20 protein-coding genes and 1 pseudogene are annotated in these 19,351 nt (G+C 33.8%); 5 read left to right on the top strand and 16 right to left on the bottom strand.

Going from position 1 to position 19,351, the window contains the following annotated elements; all coding sequences use genetic code 11:
• The 4 genes from rpmF to accC form a co-directional block, all read left to right on the top strand.
• Positions 1 to 168: 50S ribosomal protein L32 (rpmF, locus tag RMO70_RS01775; protein ID WP_310554707.1), on the top strand; the 168-nt coding region annotated here is incomplete at its 5' end.
• A 161-nt stretch (positions 169 to 329) separates the two neighbouring features.
• A complete protein-coding gene (locus RMO70_RS01770) occupies positions 330 to 1,325 on the top strand; it encodes a beta-ketoacyl-ACP synthase III (RefSeq protein ID WP_310554705.1) in 996 nt (331 codons plus the stop codon).
• A 117-nt stretch (positions 1,326 to 1,442) separates the two neighbouring features.
• Positions 1,443 to 1,919 (top strand): acetyl-CoA carboxylase biotin carboxyl carrier protein, encoded by a 477-nt coding sequence (gene accB, locus RMO70_RS01765; RefSeq protein ID WP_310554704.1) that lies wholly within the window; start codon positions 1,443 to 1,445, stop codon positions 1,917 to 1,919.
• 114 nt (positions 1,920 to 2,033) lie between these two features.
• The gene (accC, locus tag RMO70_RS01760) at positions 2,034 to 3,380 is read left to right on the top strand and encodes an acetyl-CoA carboxylase biotin carboxylase subunit (protein ID WP_310554703.1); all 1,347 of its coding nucleotides are present in this window, start codon (positions 2,034 to 2,036) and stop codon (positions 3,378 to 3,380) included.
• Between the two features lie 205 nt (positions 3,381 to 3,585).
• Here the strand turns inward: accC and RMO70_RS01755 are convergent, their stop codons facing one another.
• The 5 genes from RMO70_RS01755 to RMO70_RS01735 all read right to left on the bottom strand — a co-directional run bounded on the left by RMO70_RS01755 (position 3,586) and on the right by RMO70_RS01735 (position 7,704).
• Entirely contained in the window at positions 3,586 to 5,040 is a 1,455-nt protein-coding gene (locus RMO70_RS01755) for a nicotinate phosphoribosyltransferase (RefSeq protein WP_310554702.1), read from the bottom strand.
• Between the two features lie 6 nt (positions 5,041 to 5,046).
• Positions 5,047 to 5,550, bottom strand: coding sequence for an O-acetyl-ADP-ribose deacetylase (locus tag RMO70_RS01750; RefSeq protein WP_310554706.1), 504 nt, complete (start codon positions 5,548 to 5,550; stop codon positions 5,047 to 5,049).
• An 8-nt stretch (positions 5,551 to 5,558) separates the two neighbouring features.
• On the bottom strand, positions 5,559 to 6,107 hold the full coding sequence (locus RMO70_RS01745) for an NADAR family protein (RefSeq protein WP_310554701.1): 549 nt from the start codon (positions 6,105 to 6,107) through the stop codon (positions 5,559 to 5,561).
• The gene (gene prs / locus RMO70_RS01740; RefSeq protein ID WP_310554700.1) at positions 6,104 to 6,937 is read right to left on the bottom strand and encodes a ribose-phosphate diphosphokinase; all 834 of its coding nucleotides are present in this window, start codon (positions 6,935 to 6,937) and stop codon (positions 6,104 to 6,106) included. Before prs ends, RMO70_RS01745 begins: the two co-directional genes overlap by 4 nt.
• 74 nt (positions 6,938 to 7,011) lie before the next feature.
• Complete coding sequence (locus RMO70_RS01735; RefSeq protein WP_310554699.1) at positions 7,012 to 7,704, bottom strand: NrtR DNA-binding winged helix domain-containing protein; 693 nt, start codon at positions 7,702 to 7,704, stop codon at positions 7,012 to 7,014.
• A 383-nt stretch (positions 7,705 to 8,087) separates the two neighbouring features.
• Between RMO70_RS01735 and RMO70_RS01730 the strand changes: the two genes are divergently transcribed.
• Entirely contained in the window at positions 8,088 to 9,902 is a 1,815-nt protein-coding gene (locus RMO70_RS01730) for a GNAT family N-acyltransferase (RefSeq protein WP_310554698.1), read from the top strand.
• Positions 9,903 to 9,904: 2 nt separating this feature from the next.
• On the opposite strand, the gene RMO70_RS01725 is transcribed toward RMO70_RS01730, so the two are convergent.
• The 11 genes and pseudogenes from RMO70_RS01725 to RMO70_RS01675 form a co-directional block, all read right to left on the bottom strand.
• Positions 9,905 to 10,702 carry a M48 family metallopeptidase gene (locus RMO70_RS01725; protein ID WP_310554697.1) on the bottom strand — a complete coding sequence of 266 codons (798 nt, stop codon included), beginning with the start codon at positions 10,700 to 10,702 and terminating at the stop codon, positions 9,905 to 9,907.
• Positions 10,686 to 11,132 (bottom strand): hypothetical protein, encoded by a 447-nt coding sequence (locus RMO70_RS01720; protein ID WP_310554696.1) that lies wholly within the window; start codon positions 11,130 to 11,132, stop codon positions 10,686 to 10,688. Before RMO70_RS01720 ends, RMO70_RS01725 begins: the two co-directional genes overlap by 17 nt.
• Entirely contained in the window at positions 11,129 to 11,542 is a 414-nt protein-coding gene (locus tag RMO70_RS01715; RefSeq protein WP_310554695.1) for a DUF2752 domain-containing protein, read from the bottom strand. Before RMO70_RS01715 ends, RMO70_RS01720 begins: the two co-directional genes overlap by 4 nt.
• Before the next feature lies 1 nt (position 11,543).
• Positions 11,544 to 11,882: a TM2 domain-containing protein gene (locus RMO70_RS01710; protein ID WP_310554694.1), complete on the bottom strand. Its 339-nt coding sequence runs from the start codon at positions 11,880 to 11,882 to the stop codon at positions 11,544 to 11,546.
• Positions 11,883 to 12,325: 443 nt separating this feature from the next.
• Positions 12,326 to 13,276, bottom strand: a pseudogene (locus tag RMO70_RS01705) (2-hydroxyacid dehydrogenase); the annotation flags it as partial.
• Positions 13,277 to 13,512: 236 nt separating this feature from the next.
• The gene (gene proC, locus RMO70_RS01700) at positions 13,513 to 14,289 is read right to left on the bottom strand and encodes a pyrroline-5-carboxylate reductase (protein WP_310554693.1); all 777 of its coding nucleotides are present in this window, start codon (positions 14,287 to 14,289) and stop codon (positions 13,513 to 13,515) included.
• Positions 14,290 to 14,299: 10 nt separating this feature from the next.
• Entirely contained in the window at positions 14,300 to 15,652 is a 1,353-nt protein-coding gene (gene mgtE, locus RMO70_RS01695) for a magnesium transporter (protein WP_310554692.1), read from the bottom strand.
• Positions 15,642 to 16,421 (bottom strand): 16S rRNA (adenine(1518)-N(6)/adenine(1519)-N(6))-dimethyltransferase RsmA, encoded by a 780-nt coding sequence (gene rsmA / locus RMO70_RS01690; RefSeq protein ID WP_310554691.1) that lies wholly within the window; start codon positions 16,419 to 16,421, stop codon positions 15,642 to 15,644. The genes mgtE and rsmA overlap by 11 nt, the downstream gene beginning before the upstream one ends.
• Before the next feature lie 37 nt (positions 16,422 to 16,458).
• Positions 16,459 to 16,932 carry a nucleotidyl transferase AbiEii/AbiGii toxin family protein gene (locus RMO70_RS01685; protein ID WP_310554690.1) on the bottom strand — a complete coding sequence of 158 codons (474 nt, stop codon included), beginning with the start codon at positions 16,930 to 16,932 and terminating at the stop codon, positions 16,459 to 16,461.
• Positions 16,933 to 17,123: 191 nt separating this feature from the next.
• Positions 17,124 to 17,435 (bottom strand): DUF4286 family protein, encoded by a 312-nt coding sequence (locus tag RMO70_RS01680; RefSeq protein ID WP_310554689.1) that lies wholly within the window; start codon positions 17,433 to 17,435, stop codon positions 17,124 to 17,126.
• Between the two features lie 73 nt (positions 17,436 to 17,508).
• Complete coding sequence (locus RMO70_RS01675; RefSeq protein WP_310554688.1) at positions 17,509 to 19,347, bottom strand: tetratricopeptide repeat protein; 1,839 nt, start codon at positions 19,345 to 19,347, stop codon at positions 17,509 to 17,511.
• Positions 19,348 to 19,351: the final 4 nt, after the last annotated feature.

Here is a 19,351-nt window from a genome sequence, read left to right as displayed (position 1 = left end):
AAAACAAGAAGAGACAAAAGAAGAACTCACTATAAAGCAACTGTTGCTCAAATAGCAACTTGCCCAATAACTGGTGAAGCGCATTTATACCACAGAGCTTACTGGCATGAAGGTAAAATGTACTACAGAGGACAAGTAGTTATCGATAAGCAAACAGCTGTTGCTTAATACATTTTCTGTGCAAAAAATATAACTCTCACGGTGTGAGAGTTTTTTTGTTTGGTATAACCTAAAATAAAAATTAGCTACAAAAAACACTTCGTTTCAAGATTTTTTGTAACTTGAACGCTTTTAAAACTTGTAATTTTAGAGCATTATTTTTCAACTTTATGAATACAATTACAGCCGCAATTACAGCAGTAGGTGCTTATGTTCCAGAATTTGTACTTTCTAATCAAGTATTAGAAACTATGATAGATACCAATGATGAATGGATAATAACCAGGACAGGAATCAAAGAAAGAAGAATTTTAAAAGAAAAAGGCAAAGGAACTTCATACCTAGCCATCAAAGCTGCACAAAATCTTATTGAAAAATCAGGTATAAATCCTGCTGAAATTGATATGGTAATTATGGCAACCACAACACCAGATATGCCAGTAGCTGCTACTGGGGTTTATGTAGCAAGTCAGATAGGGGCAATTAACGCTTTTGCATACGATTTGCAAGCGGCTTGTTCTAGCTTTCTCTACGGAATGTCAACTGCGGCAGCCTATATTCAATCCGGACGTTATAAAAAGGTATTGCTTATTGGAGCTGATAAAATGTCTTCTATAATTGATTATACAGACAGAGCAACATGCATCATTTTCGGAGACGGAGCTGGTGCAGTTTTATTTGAACCAAATACAGAAGGACTTGGATTGCAAGACGAATACTTGCGCTCCGATGGAATTGGTCGTGATTATCTTAAAATTGACGCTGGAGGATCCTTACTTCCTGCTTCAAAAGAAACTGTTGAAAACGGACAACATACTGTAATTCAAGATGGAAAAACAGTATTCAAATATGCAGTGTCAGGAATGGCAGACGTGAGCGAAAAAATTATGGAACGCAATAATTTAACACCCGATAATATAAACTGGCTGGTAGCTCACCAAGCTAATAAACGAATCATTGATGCTACAGCTCAAAGAATGAATTTGGATGAGTCTAAAGTTTTAGTTAACATTCATCGTTATGGAAATACAACTTCTGGAACGCTACCACTTTTGTTAGCAGATTTTGAAGATAAATTCAAAAAAGGTGATAACCTTATATTTGCTGCTTTTGGAGGTGGATTTACTTGGGGTTCTATTTACCTAAAATGGGCATATAATAAATAATTAAAGTATTAATAATTAAAAGATTAAAAAAAAGGTAAAATTGAAAAATTAAGTTATTGTAAATTTTTCAATTATCGAATTTTTAAATAGTAAAAATATAACTAAAACGAATAAACCATGGATTTAAAAGAAATTCAGAATCTAATTAAATTTGTAGCAAACTCTGGTGTAGCCGAAGTAAAGCTAGAAACAGGAGATGTTAAAATCACTATTAGAACAACACTTGAAGGCAGTACTGAAACTACTTACGTACAACAAATGCCTGCACAAAATATGTTGCAACAAGCAGTTGCACCACAGCAAATTGCTCCAGTCGCTGCAACACCAGCCGTTGTAGTTGATGAGAATGCAAAATATATTACCGTAAAATCTCCAATTATCGGAACTTTTTACAGAAAATCATCACCCGACAAACCAATGTTTGTTGAAGTTGGAAGTACAATTGGAAAAGGAGATGTATTATGCGTTATTGAAGCAATGAAATTGTTTAACGAAATCGAATCTGAATTTTCAGGAAAAATTGTTAAAGTATTGGTAGATGATATGTCTCCAGTAGAATTTGACCAACCATTATTCTTAGTAGATCCATCATAAGAAATTTTAGAATTTAGATTTTAGAATTTAGATTTATGAAGTAAGAAATTAATTTTGCTTGTAAATTCTAAAATTATCTAATTTTCAAATTGTCTAATTTTCTAATTCAAAATTATGTTCAAAAAAATATTAATAGCCAATAGAGGAGAAATTGCACTTCGTGTAATAAGAACCTGTAAAGAAATGGGTATAAAAACCGTAGCGGTTTACTCCACTGCGGACGCAGAAAGTTTACATGTTAAATTTGCTGATGAAGCCGTTTGCATAGGCCCGCCACCAAGTAATCTTTCGTATTTAAAGATGTCAAATATAATAGCAGCAGCTGAAATAACCAATGCAGATGCTATTCATCCTGGATATGGATTTTTATCAGAAAATTCTAAATTTTCGAAAATTTGTCATGAGCACAATATCAAATTTATTGGTGCTTCACCAACAATGATTGATCGTATGGGAGACAAAGCTTCTGCAAAATCAACAATGATTGAAGCTGGTGTTCCTTGTGTACCTGGTTCCGTAGGGATTTTAGAATCCTATGAACAAGCTGAACAGTTGGCTTCTGAATTTGGTTACCCAGTAATGTTAAAAGCAACTGCAGGCGGAGGCGGAAAAGGAATGCGTGCCGTTTGGAAACAAGAAGATTTACTAAAAGCTTGGGATAGTGCTCGACAAGAGTCCGCTGCCGCTTTTGGAAATGATGGAATGTATTTAGAGAAACTAATCGAAGAACCACGTCATATCGAAATTCAAGTAGTAGGCGACTCGTTTGGGAAAGCCTGTCACTTATCAGAAAGAGATTGCTCAGTACAACGTCGTCATCAAAAACTAACTGAAGAAACACCATCTCCATTTATGACCGATGAACTTCGTGAAAAAATGGGTGAAGCAGCCGTAAAAGCTGCTGAATATATAAAATACGAAGGTGCAGGAACAGTGGAATTTCTTGTTGACAAACATAGAAATTTCTATTTTATGGAAATGAATACCCGTATTCAAGTCGAACACCCAATTACTGAACAAGTAGTTGATTACGATTTGATTCGAGAACAAATAATGGTAGCTGCTGGAATTCCTATTTCAGGTAAAAATTATTTACCACAAATGCACGCTATTGAATGTCGTATCAATGCCGAAGACCCATACAATGATTTTAGACCATCACCAGGAAAAATCACAGTATTGCATTCGCCAGGTGGTCACGGAGTTCGATTGGACACTCACGTTTATGCTGGATACACCATCCCACCTAATTACGACTCAATGATTGCAAAATTGATTACCACTGCCCAAACACGTCAAGAAGCCATCAATAAAATGAAACGTGCTTTAGATGAATTTGTAATAGAAGGAATTAAAACTACAATCCCTTTCCACAGACAATTAATGGATGAACCGGATTATGTGTCAGGAAATTACACTACAGCATTTATGGATACTTTCCAGATGAAAGAGCTTAAATAAAATGAGAAATCCCATCCGCTTTGCGAGATGGGATTTTTTTAGGGTAGTATCTCAAAAAGTGTGTAAGTGAAAAAAGTATAATACCTCTGGTTTAATTAGTTTTTGTATCTTTTTATTCTCATTTTTTGTATAATCCCTATAAAATTTTATGTTATCGAATAACACTCTTCTTAAGAAGAAAAGAAAATAAGGAGCTGCCCAAAAATTACTTTCCAGCAATTTGCTTTCTAATTTCAATTAAAGTACAATCAACTAAAAGTGTTCCATCACGAAAAACTTCTTTCAATTCGCCTTGTTTTTCTTGTTCCCAAGTCACTTCGTCAATTAATTTGTAAATATTATTTTCAAGTTCAATTTTCATTAAACCTTTTGCTGATTTTTTAGTTCCATCATCCGTAATTGGATCTTTGAAAATGGCTCTTCCTTCGCCGTTTACTTCGCCATAAGTGGCTTTCATAGCAAATCCAAAAGTATCGCGCGTGTTGTATTGATAAGTAAATGAACCTATGCCGAGAACTACATTTGTAGATGCAAAACCTTTTTGTTTCAAGCGTTCACATATGTTTGTGGCTCTTTCTACAGTGATACTATCACCATAAATTGCTCCTATTTGTGGAATTAACTCTTTATATCCTTTTGCATTTGTGCTTCCACCAAAAACATCCCAAAGTAATTCGATAACTCCTTTTTTCTCTTGTTCAGTTTTTCCGTTTGGATTACCACAAATAATATCGGCTGGATCGCCACTATCAGGACGAATAACAACTTTGCCTTCTCTACCAACGATTTCTTCTTTCAATCTTGGCAAATAATCGGTTAAAACTTTCCATAAATCCCAAGTATCAGAAACGATTGAAACGATTCCTTTCGGATAAATTTCGCAAATTAATCGTTTGAAAGTTTCATATTCACCTTCGGTTGTGCCCATACACATTACAGAATGTTCGGTTGCAGCAACGGATCCGCCAATCAATTCAACATCAGAATTTGCGTTGTAATATTCTTCGAAAAACTCGATTGCAGGAATCGTATCTGTGCCTGTAAAACTCAATAAATGTCCTGCTGCCGATGTTATTGCTGCTTCGATTCCGCCCATTCCACGCATCGAAAAATCGTGACCTTGCCAATCTACAAATTCAGGAATTGATGATGTTTCTTGCGCATACTTGTCTAAAACCAAACGGTATTGTTTGGCAATTGTAGCCGAATTACAAGGCAACCAAACCACAGCCGAAAGTAATGTTTCGAAATAATTGGTCAACCAGAAAAACTCGGGTTTGGTGTTGTACATCGTAAACATTGGAATGCGAATTGGCACACTTGCACCTTCTGGTAAGGCTTTGAAAACCATAGGAATATAACCCAAATCGTGCAAATCTTCGATGTGTTTGATGCCTACTTGGTTTTCGCCCAAATAATTATTGATTCTGCGGCTGTATTTTGCCACAACTTCGGCTTTTGGTCGTTTGAAAAAATAATCTTCAAAATCGTGAATGATGTATTTTTTTAAAAAATATTGCAATCCGAAGAAAACAACTTCTTCCACGCCATCAATTCTTGATTTTCTTGGTGTCCAGTTAGAGTAAACCAACGTTGTATTGTCTGGATATTGTCTGCGGTGATCGACTTTGTAGCCGTCTGTTAGGAGTAATGGGTTCATTTATAGTTATATTAAGTTTTTGTATAAATTATAATTCTCTTCATCAAAGCACACAAATGTTACTTCTTCAATAGCGTTGTATGAAAACGATTTTATTGTTTCGATTGCTATTTCAGCAGCTTTATCTTTAGGAAAATGATAAATTCCAGTACTGATATTAGGAAAAGCAATTGACCTTAATTCTTTATTTTCGGCAATTGTCAAACAGTTTCTATAACAGTTTGCTAACAATGCTTTTTTTTCTTCTTTATCACCATTCCAGACAGGCCCAACTGTGTGAATTACATATTGTGAAGGCAAATTTCCTGCAGTTGTTATTACTGCTTCACCTACATTGCAACCACCTTGTTTGTTTCTTATTTTGACACATTCATTTAGAATTTCTTTTCCACCGGCTCTATGAATAGCGCCATCTACTCCACCACCACCAAGTAATGAAGTGTTGGCGGCATTGACAATTGCATCTGTGTTTATTTTTGTGATGTCGCCTTGAATGAGTTTGATAATCATTTTCATTTCTATTTTCTTAATTCATCTCTAACTTCCATTAAAGCAAAACCTAACAAATTCAAACCTCTCCATTGTTTTGGATTTTGAGCTTTTTCATTATCTGCTGTTAGTCCAATTCCCCAAATAGCATCAACTGGACTAGCTTCAACTAATATTCTTTCTTTGGTATTTAAAAGAAATTCTTTCAGTTCTTTATTCTGAGTGAATTTTTCTAGATTTCCTTTAATTACAATTTCTCCTCTTTTTTCATTCCAAATAACATCATTGAAATTTCGCACTTGTCTACCAATCGCTTTTGCTTCGACTGGTGATTTGGCTTCAATAATTTTAGAATAATTATCGTTATCATTAAATGCTATTGCTTTTTGTGACATCATCCAGTGCTCAGCTGTTGGATATTTAACTCCATCTATTAGAAAAGGAGCTCTCCACCATTGACTGAAACAACTTGCTGTAATTTCGTTATTCTTGCTTTTTTGATGCCCCCAAAAGAACAAATATTTATTTCTTTTCCCTTTTTCAAAATTTAAAATAAGTTTTTCAATAGTATATTTCATAATACACTGTTTAATCTTATTTGTGTAAGCTCATCCTCCTCAAAATCCCTAAACGAATCCGTCGTAAAAATCCCATCAAAGCATTTCAAATCGTCAAAACCTTTATTGAAAATCCCATGACTAACGGCTAAATATAATTTTCCCGCATTTTTATTTTTCAGTTCTTCGGCTAGACCAATAAAAGTGCCGCCACCATCGCAAATGTCATCTACAATCAAGCAATCTAAACCTTGCAAATTATCATCATAAACTTTAAAACCTGATAATTTTCCAGTTTTTACATCACGACTTTTGCTACATTCAACAACATCAATTCCTTCTAAAAATTCAGAGACTTTGTATATTTTCTTTAAAGCACCGCCATCTGGAGAAATTAATTTGACATTGTTGCCAATTGTTTTCAAAACTTCTGCAATAAATGTATGATTCGGAATCACTATGCAATTATTTACTAATGCTGGTGTAACTTCAGAGTGCGCATCGAAAACGGTCACTTTATTTAAATTCATTGCATTCAAAATATCGGCATACACTTTTACTGAAAGTGGTTCGCCAGGAATCATAACGCGATCTTGTCTTGCAGCTGGAAAATAAGGAATAAAAAGATTGATAATTTTCACATCCATTCGTCGTAAAGCATCAACTGTAACGCAAAGTAATCCTAAATCGTTAAATGAATTCAAACGATGAGTTATTGTGACCATATCATTTATATTAAATTCAGATTCTATTTTTATATGTGGTTCGCCACCAGAAAAAGTGAAACTTTGAAAATTGATTTGATTTTCGTTTCCTAATGGACTGAAATTTTTATTTAAATTGAGTATCATAATTATTTTGTTTGTGTTATTATTACGCAAATGTAAAATGAATTGTTCGAATAAAAAAATATTTAGTGTAAAATTTACGCAAATTTAATTTCGAAATGAAAACCTTCACTCAAAAATGCTTGATATTTAATATTATTAAATTGAAATAATTTGGCAGGACGCCCAGTTTTTATTGGCGAAAACTGATTGGTTTCCTCGATAATTCCAAAACCGAGCATTTTTTTTCTGAAATTTCTTCGATCGATTTCTTTTTCGAGAATAGTGCAATACAAGTTTTCTAAATCGGAAAATAAGAATTGTTTTGGCAATAAATCAAAGCCAATAGGTTGATAAGATAATTTTGACTTGAGCCTTTCAATTGCTTTAGCTAAAATTTTATTATGATCAAATGCCAAATCTGGAATTTTATCAATAGTGAACCATTGTGCTTTTTCAGCATCAGAATCGGCTTTGATTTTTAGTTTTGAAGAATCAACTAAAGCAAAGTAGGCAACAGAAACAACTCTGTTTCTATGATCACGGTTGATGTTGTCGCCAAACGTAAAAAGTTGTTCAAGATAATTAACTTCAACATTAGTTTCTTCTTTTAATTCACGGCTTACAGCATCTGTAAGCGATTCTCGATTCTGAACCAAACCGCCAGGTAAAGCCCAATATGCAGTTTCAGTTCCGAATTTTTGTTGAATTAGAAGGACAAATAAGTTATTGTTTTGGTAGCCAAAAACAATTGCATCGACAGCAATTCTTATATTTTGATTTTCAGACATTTTGTTAATGCGTATATTTTACACAAATATATTGATTTTTACTAAGAAATGATTTCAATATCAAAAAAGAGACTAAATCCATTGTGTGTAATTATTTAGAAACGTCAGTCTGGTGTTTTATGAGCAGAGAAACGGAATAAAAATGCATCGAGAACCATTTTAATGAAATTTTTCTTGTTCTATATATGCTTTTTTTAAAATCACTTGAGCTGACGAAAAATTATCGTTTTGAGAGAATTACCCTAATTTAAAGTTACTCTAAAAATTTGATTCCCATAATAAATAGTTAAAAACCAGTCCAAAAAGGGTTTATAAAAATGAAAACAATTGTTAAGAATCACCTAATTTTGCTATCTTTGCGCTTAGCACAAAACGTAAAATAAATGGGTCTAGTTACCGCTAAAGAAGTTGCAAAAGCTATAAATACCGACAAATATGGAGTCTTCGGTACATTTTCAGGTTGGTTATTAATGAAAGTACTTCGTATTTCTATTCTAAATAAAATTTACGATCGAAATAAACATCTTGAAGACACAGTATTTCTAAATGCTATATTAGATGAATTCAAAATTAAATTTGAAATTCCCGAAGAAGACTTTAAACGTTTGCCAAAAGACGGAGCTTATATTACCATTTCAAATCATCCGTTAGGCGGTATTGATGGCGTTTTATTATTGAAATTGATGCTTGAAAAAGAGCCTAATTTCAAAATAATTGCCAATTTTTTATTGCATCGTATTGAACCCATGAAGAAATACATAATGCCTGTAAATCCTTTTGAAAATCATAAGGATGCTAAATCAAGCGTTATAGGAATCAAAGAAACATTACGCCATTTGAGTGATGGAAAACCATTAGGAATTTTTCCAGCAGGAGAAGTTTCTACCTACAAAGACGGGAAACTAATGGTAGACAAACCTTGGGAAGAAGGCGCTATAAAAGTAATAAGAAAAGCACAAGTTCCTGTTGTTCCCATCTATTTTCACGCCAAAAACAGTCGCCTTTTTTATTTTTTATCAAAAATTGATGACACACTGCGCACGGCTAAATTGCCTTCGGAATTGTTAACTCAAAAAAATAGAGTTATAAAAGTTCGAATTGGGAAAGCCATTTCGGTTGCCGAACAAAATGAACATAAGACTATAGAGGAATATTCTGAATTTTTGCGAAAGAAAACCTACATGTTGGCCAATCCTTTCGAAAAAGAGAGTAAATTATTGATTCCACCAAGCCTCAATAGCCTCAAAAGTCCAAAAAATCCAAAGCAAATTGTGACTGGAGCCAATCAAGAAAAAATGATTCTTGAAGTGGAAGCCTTGCGAAAATCTGATGCTCGATTGTTGCAAAGTAAAAATTATGAAGTGTTTTTTGCAGCTGCTACTGAAATTCCTAACATACTACACGAAATAGGACGTTTGCGTGAAATTACGTTCAGAGAAGTAGGCGAAGGAACTAATGAGTCTATTGATATTGATAAATTTGATCGTTACTACCACCATATGTTTCTTTGGGACGATGACGCAAAATGCATTGCTGGAGCGTATCGAATGGGATTGGGTTCCGAGATTTTTCCAAAATACGGAATTGCAGGATATTACTTAAATGAGTTATTCCGCTTTGAACCTGAATTGCACGATATGATGCATCAATCTATCGAAATGGGCAGAGCCTTTATCATAAGTAGTTACCAGCAAAAACCAATGCCGTTGTTTTTATTATGGCGTGGTATTATTCACACCACATTACGTTATCCAGAACATAAATTTCTGTTAGGTGGCGTGAGTATTAGCAATCAATTTTCGGATTTCTCAAAATCGTTGATGATTGAATTTATGAAGTCGCATTATTACGACCCGTATATTGCACAATACATTCATCCTAAAAAAGAATTTAAAGTAAAATTGAAAGATGCTGACAAAGACTTTATTTTTGATGAAGCCGAAGCTGATTTAAATAAATTTGATAAAATAATAGACGAACTAGAACCAGGAAATCTTCGTTTGCCTGTATTAATCAAAAAATACATCAAACAAAATGCTCGATTGGTGGCATTTAATGTGGATCCATTGTTCAATAATGCTACTGATGGTTTAATGTACATTCGTATAGCAGATATTCCAGAAAGCACAATGAAACCCGTAATGGAAGAGTTTACAGCAGAATTAGAACGAAAATTAGCGGAGAAAGGGGATTTTTAAACCTAGAAATCATCCCCAATATTCTTCTTGAATTCTTCCCATTCTTTAAGACTCAAAATGTTTTTTTTATCAAATTTTTTACCTTTAATGTATTCAAAGACATATTTTGCTCGCGCTTCAGATTCTGGGTGTGTACTTATCCAAGCCAAGCTACTTTCCATTGGGTTATCAAAAGACATTTCATATAGAAAATCGGCAAACGGTGCAGGATTAATATTGGCTTTCATCATATATTCGACACTTGCAATATCAGCTTCTTTCTCTAAAGTTCTATCATAGGCTGATGAGGAAAGCGTTTCAAAAATTTGTCTTACTACTCCAGCGTTGCTGTTTCCAGTAGTTAATGACAAAAGTATGGAAAGTCCAATCTCTTTTGACAATTTTTTCATTACATGATTATTTTCAATATGGGCAATTTCGTGACCTAAAACACCCAATAAGGCTTGTTCGTTTTTAGAGGATTGAATAAGCCCCGAGTAAACTACCAAATGCCCATCAGGCAATGCAAAAGCATTTACCTCATCCTTTTGAATAATATGCACTTTTAAACTATCCCGAATAATATCGTTCTCCTCACAAAGTGGTTTCAATAACTTATCCAATGTTTTGGTTATAGAATCATTGACAACCAAGTCTTCGGTTTTTTTGATTTCGTCCCAAATCACATCTCCAATACTTTTTTCGGTTGCTCCAGCGGCCTTGTCAATTTTAAAAAAAGTAACAAAATCCAGTTGCGCTAACGAAAGCCAAATGGCAAAAAAAGCAACTACAATAGATAATCCTTTAAGAAGCGTTTTCATTGGTTTTGCAAATTAAGTTTGTAATATCTGAAAAAAAGTACATCTCCAAATGGTTGCCTTTTCGGGTTTGTGTGGCCAAATAAAGAGTAGAAATGAATTCAACTAAATTAAATAAAACAATGGTAATCATATAAGCAACATAATAATTAGTCGCAATTCCATCCCTAAAAATAATCGAAATGGTCCACCAAAAACCAACCGTATTAAAGAAAAACATTCCGAGTTGTGCAAACAGCGCTTGGGTACAATGCCATTTGACAAACGGAGTGCTTTTACGATTTCCAATATAGAAAAAAACAGAGGCTAAAAGATTCATAATAGGCAAAGGCAAACCACCTAAAACGGCTACTAGTGACATTAGATAACTGTTAGAAGCTCTTTCGAGTTCGCTATCAACAGGTTTGTAATTAAATTTTTTTGATGCTATCATACTTGTTTTTTTATGTTCCAAATCCAATTTAAAATCAATAACAAAATCAATAAAACATGGACTTTTCTGATTTTTAAAATAGTTTCACATTTAATGTAAAAATTATAGAATGTTTGCTTTTTAGTATACCAATCTATGGAAATCCAGATTGGAGAAACAACCATAATTAGAGCCAGAACAATTCCTATTGGATTTAATAAAACAGCTGTTATAAAATCGCCTTTAAAAAAATAAGAAATAGCTCTTGTTGTTCCACAAGACAAACAAGGATAGTCGGTTATTCTTTTAAACAAACAAACTGTATAATCTATTTCAGTAGAAATACCTTTATTATAATTAAAAAAAAACAACCAACTGTAACCAAAAAAACAAGCCAAAAATATAAATTTATAAAGCTTGTTTTTTTTCATTTTACATAAAAGTATTGTTGAATGCTTCGATGTTTTTTTCTTTGGTAGCTCCTTGAATTAGGAACCAATCTACAATTGCCCAAACCATAAAACCTCCACACGTAAGTAATTTTCCAACTCCTAATCCTGTATCGCCAATATAAAAACGATCAATTCCATATGCTCCAGCAAAAATAGAAATCAACAAAGCGGTTGTTGGATCTTTAAATTGTGTTAATTGCAATCTAGACCACTGGCTATCATCAAGGTTTATTAATCGTTCTCTGATTTCATTTAAGTGATGTCCTTCAAAATACTTGCTATTCATCATCAAGTACATGTCTACTTTTTGTGCGTCCATTTTTGTTTTTTTATGTTTGTGGTGCTAATATATAAATTTTATTGAAAAGCGTTGTCATTTGGTTCCCAAAGTTCTATTTTATTTCCTTCAAGGTCAAGTATCCAACCAAACTTGCCGTAATCATAGGTTTCCACATCGCCAACTAGGGTTATTCCTTCGGTTTTTAGTTTGGATAATAAATCTTCTAGATTTTCGACTCTAAAATTCATCATAAATTGCTTTTGGCTTGGTTCAAAATAATTGGTGTCGCTTGCAAATGGTGACCATTGTGTGGAACAGTCGTTTCCTGTTTTGTCTTTCCACCAAAAAGTAGAGCCATAATCATCGGTTTTTAAACCCAAATGTTTGGCGTACCAAGCTACTAATTCTTTAGGGTTTTGAGACTTAAAGAAGAAGCCACCTAGTCCTGTAACTCGTTGTTGTGTTTCTGTATCTTTGGATTTTCCGAAATAAAAGGTTTTGATTTTATCTACAATTACTTGGGCTAGTTTCTGATGACTTTCCATAGTCCAACCTGCAATGTGTGGCGACAGAATTACGTTGTCTAATTGAAGCAAATAATCGAGTGCTTCGGGTTTTTGTTCTTCAAAAAGGGTTTCAAATGATAGTTTTTCGTATTCTAAAACATCGAGTCCTGCTCCAAGTATTTTTTTAGATTTTAGGGCTTCAACCAAGTCGTGTGTGACTACGTTTTTGCCACGTGATGTGTTGATGAGCCAGAAGGGTTTTGTAAAGCCGTTAATGAAATTGATGTTCACCATTTTGTCTGTTTCTGGCGTCCATGGAATGTGAAGACTTAGTACATCTGCTTTTTGTTGTAATTCTTCAAGAGTAACTTGTTTGGCGTTTTGATCTCCAACATTTTCGAGAATGTCATAACATAGTACTTCGAGATCGAAACCGCGAAGTTTTTTGGCAAACGATTTTCCCATATTGCCGTAACCAATTATACCAACTGTTTTTCCTTCAAGTTCGTGACCACGATTGGATTCTCGATTCCAGTTACCTGATTTTACTTCTTGGTCTGCTTTGTTGAGATTGTTGAAAAGCGACAACAACATTCCTAATGCGTGTTCGCCTACTGCATTGCTATTGCCTTCGGGTGCCGCTATGAGTTGTATGTTTTTGGAAATGGCATAATCACAATCAATGCTTTCGAGTCCTGCGCCTACTCGTGCAATGAATTGCAGGTTAGTGGCTTTGTCTAGGAATTGTTTGTCGATTTTGAATCGGCTTCGGATGATGATACCTTGGTATTCGTGAATTTTGGATTCGATTTCTTGTTTTGTTGCTGTGTAATCTTCGTGGTTGGTGAATCCTGCTTGTTGCAATTGTTCCATCATTAAGGAATGATTGCTATCGATATGAATGATTTTTATGGTTTCTGGTTTCATTTTTATTTAAAATAAAGTTACAAAATACTTATAATTGAAGTAGTAAATGAGATGAATGTGCTTTTTAAATTTTTTTCTAATTGTAAAAAGAAAATACAATTACTTTCTAGCTATGATGGATGCGGCATCTTTTTATACTACTCTAGCTTTTTGGCAAACCAGAGTAGTATAAAAAATAAAGCGGACAGTAGGAACAATGTTTATTAATAAATCCTATGCCACTTGCTCCAAGAAAATTATCCTTTAATTTTATTCAAAGAGGTTTTTATTCCTTTTATTAAGGAGGAACTAAACCCTTGATGCTCCATTTCGTTAAGTCCTACGATGGTGCAACCTTGAGGTGTTGTTACTCTATCTATTAATTGTTCTGGATGTATTTTCTCTTCGAGTGCCATAGTTGCTGCTCCTTTTGCAGTTTGAGAGGCAATGGCAAGGGCGGTTTGTGCATCGAAACCTATCTCGATTCCAGCTTGCATAGAGGCGCGGATGTATCGCAAGGCATATGCCGTTCCGCAAGCACCTAATACAGTTGCTGCATCCATAAGTTTTTCATCGATTATTGAAACAGTTCCTAAATCATTAAACAAACTAATCACTTTTTTTGCATGCTCTTTGTCTTTTTCAAGGTAGGAGATACATGTTGCTGATTCACCAAAACGAGCCGCAATGTTAGGCATAATGTGAATTATTGTATGGTTTTTTCCTGCTTTTTCTTGAAGTGTTTCAATAGACAAACCACTTACTGCCGAGGCAATTATTTTATTTTTTATAGCGGGTAAAATTTCTTCTAAAACGGTGTCTACTTGGTAGGGTTTTATGGCAAGTATAATAATATCTGCTTGGTCAATATCATTAGTATTATTATGTGAAACGGTGATGTCATCGCTTTCTAAATACTTAATACTTTCGATGTTACGTCTGGTTATAGTAACTTGGTTTCCTTTTGAATATTTTGAAATCCCAATGGTAATAGCCACCCCTAAATTTCCGCCTCCAATAATATGTATCTTCATGTGAAAAAATTTAAAATCCTAAAATTAATCGGGCAATTGAAAAATAGATTAAAGTTCCTATAATATCGTTACTGGTTGTTATAAATGGACCTGTTGCGAGTGCTGGATCAATACCATATTTGTTTAGTATAATTGGTATAAATGTACCTATTAATGAGGCTGTTATAATTACAGAAATTAATGAGATTGCTACAATTTGCACCATTTGTATCTCGAAACCTAATAAAAAATGTGTTCCTAAAAAAAGTATTATTGCTAGAATAAATCCATTTAATAAACTCAAGGAAAGCTCTTTTAATAATCGTTGTGCTAATGTTCCAGTCATTGTATTGTTTGCTAAACCCTGCACAATAATTGCTGAAGATTGTACACCTACATTTCCAGCCATTGCGGCAATAAGAGGTGTAAAAAAAAATAATTTTCCGTGTTCGAGCATTGCAACTTCAAAAAGGCCAATTACTTTTACGGTTATAAATCCGCCTAAAAGTGCTAAAACAAGCCACGGCAAGCGTGCTTTTGTGAGTTCGAGAATGCTGTCATCGGCTTCTACGTCTTGTGAGATACCAGCAGCAAGCTGGTAATCTTTGTCGGCTTCATCCTTGATGACATCAATAATATCATCGATGGTGATGCGACCTACTAATCGTCCCATTTCATCCACAACTGGAATGGCTTCGAGATCGTATTTTTGCATTATTCGGGCTACCTCAACATCTTCGGTATCTACTCTGACATAGGTTACTTTTTTAATATAAATATCGGCAATTTGAGTTTTGGTAGATGTGGTGAGTAAATCTTTGAGGGAAAGTCGTCCTTTAAGGCGATCTTCGTCATCGACTACATATATGGAATGTACTCTGGTTACGTTTTCGGCTTGCAATCGCATTTCTTTAACACAGGTAAGAACACTCCAGTTTTCGTTGACTTTTACAAGTTCTTTTCCCATTAATCCACCAGCGGTGTCTTCGGCGTAACGCAACAAATCGACAATGTCTTTGGCGTGTTCGACATCTTCCAATTCGGAGATTACTTCTTCTTTTTTGGCTTGGGATAGTTCTCCGATAATATCAGCAGCATCGTCGGTATCAAGCTCGTCAATTTCTTCGGCGATTTCTTTTGGCGAAAGCCTACTTAATATGTTTTCTCGTAAATCGTCTTCGAGTTCAAGTAGAATTTCAGATGTTTTTTGGGAATCTAAAAGTCTAAAAATATAGGTTGCTTCGTCAAAATCGAGTTCATCGAGAATTTCGGCAATATCAGCGTGGTGCAAATCATTAAGCAAAACTTCCAATTGGGAATTGTTTTTACTTTGAATGAGTTGCTCTAATTCGAGAATTAGGTCTTTGCTGATTTTAAATTCCATCGGCTTCGATTTTTTGAGTGAGTGCTATGAATTGTTCGACATTGAGTTGCTCTGGTCGAAGGTTAAAAACTTCGTCTTCTCTCAAATTGTCTGACAAATTTAGTGTTTTTAAACTGTTACGCAAGGTTTTTCGACGTTGTTGAAAAGCGGTTTTTACCACTGTGAAAAATAATTTTTCGCCGCAAGGCAAGGTGTAGTTTTCTTTTCTTCGTAAACGCAAAACGCCTGATTTTACTTTTGGTGGCGGAATGAAAACGGTTTCGTCCACCGTGAACAAATATTCGGCATCGTAAAACGCTTGTACTAAAACCGATAGAATTCCGTAGGCTTTGGTTCCTTTTTTCTCGCAAATGCGTTGTGCCACTTCTTTTTGAAACATCCCTGAAAATTCTGGAATTTGGTTTCGATATTCTAAAGCTCTAAAAACAATTTGGGTGGAAATATTGTATGGAAAATTGCCGATGATGGCAAATTGTTTTCCTTCAAATATCTCATTGATGTTGTATTTTAAAAAATCTTGTGAGATAATTTTGTCTTTGAGTTTTGGGTAGTTGTCATCTAAATACACCACCGATTCTTTGTCAATTTCGATTACGTAGGTATTGATGGGTTTTTCTAACAAGTATTTTGTCAAAACGCCCATTCCTGGTCCAATTTCCAAAATATCGTTGTATCCTTCTAAATTCAATGTATCAGCAATGGCTTTGGCGATGCTTTCGTCTTTAAGAAAATGTTGTCCGAGGTGTTTTTTTGCTTTTACTGCTTCCATACCTTTTTGGTTTATTTTGATTGCCTAAAAGCAAAGTTTATTTATTAATTTCTCTTAACTGTTGTATATCTAATAAATCTTTGGGTCTGTTTGCTTTAATTTTACTAGTTATTAAATCTTCTAGTGACAATACATTCCATTTCAGAAAAAGATTATTATTAACTATTACTTCTTCACTATTATTAAACGCTTCTTCAAAAGATTTATTTACTGAAAATCTTGTAATTAATTCTAAATCTAAATCAACTGGCGAAAATTTAATAGAGATATTCTGTTCTTGCTTTTTTACATCTTCAGGGAAATCTGAAATTTCATATCCCATTTCAGTAAATACTAAAATCAATTTTTTGAAATTTTCTGGAGTTGTGTCTATCCAAAAATCTACATCGGCAGAATGTCTTTGATAACCGTGAAAGTTAACTGCGCCACCGCCAACCATTAACATTCTAAACTGATATTTGTTTGCTGTTGAAATAAATTGATTTATATTTTCGTCCCACTTTTGAATCATTTTATTTTGATTTTAATTCAATAATAAAATTATTTTTGTTATTTTCTTTTATGTTTTTTGTGGGAAATTGTTTCATTTTCAAAATTAAATCCAAAAAACTATATATCCGTTCTACTTTGGATAATTGTAAAAAATCTTCCAATTGTTTTTTATTGCTTTCCTCTTTGGTTTGAAAATATATTTTCATAGTATCAATGTTCCGAAATTAATTGTAATTCTGTTCTAAAAGCCAGCATTTTGTCTCCAAAAAGTCGCAATCCTTCTTCTCGAAGTTTTGGTGCGTCTTCTTGGTAATATTTTTCTAAGGTTGCTTTGCTGTCGGTGGTGTATTGCACCGAATAGGTTGTGCCACCCATTTCTTCTTCTATCAGAACTTTGACCATTCTGGCAGATGTGAATTTGCCTGTTGCTAGAACTTCTTTTATATGTTTTTCTTGCATCCAAGCCATCCATTGATCGTGGACGCTTTCATGAATGTTTGTGGTTACGTTGTATATAATCATAAATTTGTTGATTTGTTGATTTGTTGATTTGTTTAATCGATTTAACGAACAAACAAATCAACAAATTAACTTTTTATAAATTAGTGTCTCCTCGTAATTTTCTGAAACTGTTTCTGGCTTCTACAAAATAGATGCTATCTTCGTGTTTGAAAATAATTTTTTCGTAATGGGATTTGGCTTTCTCATTGTCCAAAAGGTTTTTTCTGTAAATTTCTGCCGAAAAAAACAAGGCTTCGTCGATGTAAATTCCTTCCGAATGTTTGTCAATAATAATTTGATAGTACTGTAATGCTTGCACGTAATCGTTCTCTTTTTGATACAGTTGTCCTATTTTTAAAAGGGTTTCGTCTTCGATGCTTTCGGTTTTGTGTTGCTCTAAAATAGCTTTGAATTGTTGCAAAGCATCTAGATTTTTGTTTTGATACGCTAGAAAATCGGCTTTTGAGAACTTTTTCAAAGCAACTTGTGTACTATCTTCTACGGTGTTATCGCTGATTAGCAAAAATAATTCCATCGAATCGTTGGAAATCAATTGCGATGTGGACGATTTTAAGACTTTAAACTGTTGTTGCGCCCATTCGAAATCGCCTTTAAAATAACTGGCTTTTGCCATTTTGAAACTGGCTTCGTGTGCTACTTCATCGTTTTTTAAATCTTCTTCAATTTGGGCATAATAGATAATGGCTTGGTTGAATTTTTGATCCAACAATAGGACATCTGCCAATTCCATTTTGACAGCTGCTTTTTGGTAATTGTTGAGCGGTAATTCTAATGCTTTGTTTAAAGTAGTTTTTGCCGCTTCAAATTGTTTCAAATAAAAGGATTCAAAATGTGCTTTGGTGATTTGCAAATTTAAAGTATAAGGAGAAATTCCAAATTGCAATAATAACACTTCTATTTTTTGATAGATTATTGGATATTCAGGAGTTTTTGCTTTTTGAATGTCTAAATTTAAAAGATTATAATTAGATTCTACCAACAGTTGCTGGTCTTGTGTGTTGCCTAAAATGTATTCTAAAATCATACGAGCTGTGTCGTCTTCTTTTTCTTCAACTGCCAATCGAGAGAGATTCACAATATTTACAAAATATTCTGGATTGCGTTTAAAAATAGCTTTTTCTTGAATGAACGCTTTTCCATAGTCTTTTTGTTGTACAAAAAACCAACTCATAAACTGGTTCCAAAAAATGTCTTGTGCTTTTTGGGTGCGAAGTAATAAGGCTTTTTTTACCAATTCAGAAAATGTTTTCTGACTGTCCTCGGTTATAAATCTAGTCAACTGATACTGAACTTGAACTAGATTTGAAGGATAACTAAAAGCATAATCGAGTAATTTATCAATCATTAAATCCATTTTGCCCAATTGTCCTTGAAGTAGGGCAATTTGATAATCAAAATTAGCGTTTGGATTGCCCAAAACGCCTAGATTATAGGCTTCAATAGCTTGCGGAATTAAATTTTTTTGTTCAAAATCTCGGGCAATACTATAGACATTATTTGGGTTTTCTTTGATTTTATCAATCGCAATTTGATAATTTTTATTGGCTTTGTCTGTGTTTTTTTGCAACTGAAAATTGTATCCTAACTCAACATATAAATTGGGCTGTTTTGTTCTTTCAATTCTTACTTTAATTAGATTTTCGGCTTTTTCAAACTGAGCTAATTGTTGGTAACACGTTATTTGTCTTTGAAAATACTGGTAATTATTAGGTTGGTTTTTAGCCAATTGCTCATACATAATAATGGCTTTGTCAAACTCTCCTCTATCAAAATAATTTTGCGCCAATTGTTCGTTTGCAGGCACATTTGTTTTTGGAGTCTCTGGAGAAGATGGATTTATGATATTATAAACAGGTTGCGAAAACACAATACTTGAAATCCATAAAAAGAGATATGTAAAAAAGTTTTTCATTTTA

The organism is Flavobacterium sp. (genome assembly GCF_031422135.1).
In the GTDB taxonomy this organism is placed as follows: Bacteria; Bacteroidota; Bacteroidia; order Flavobacteriales; family Flavobacteriaceae; genus Flavobacterium.
This window is presented reverse-complemented; position numbering and strand designations above follow the sequence as displayed.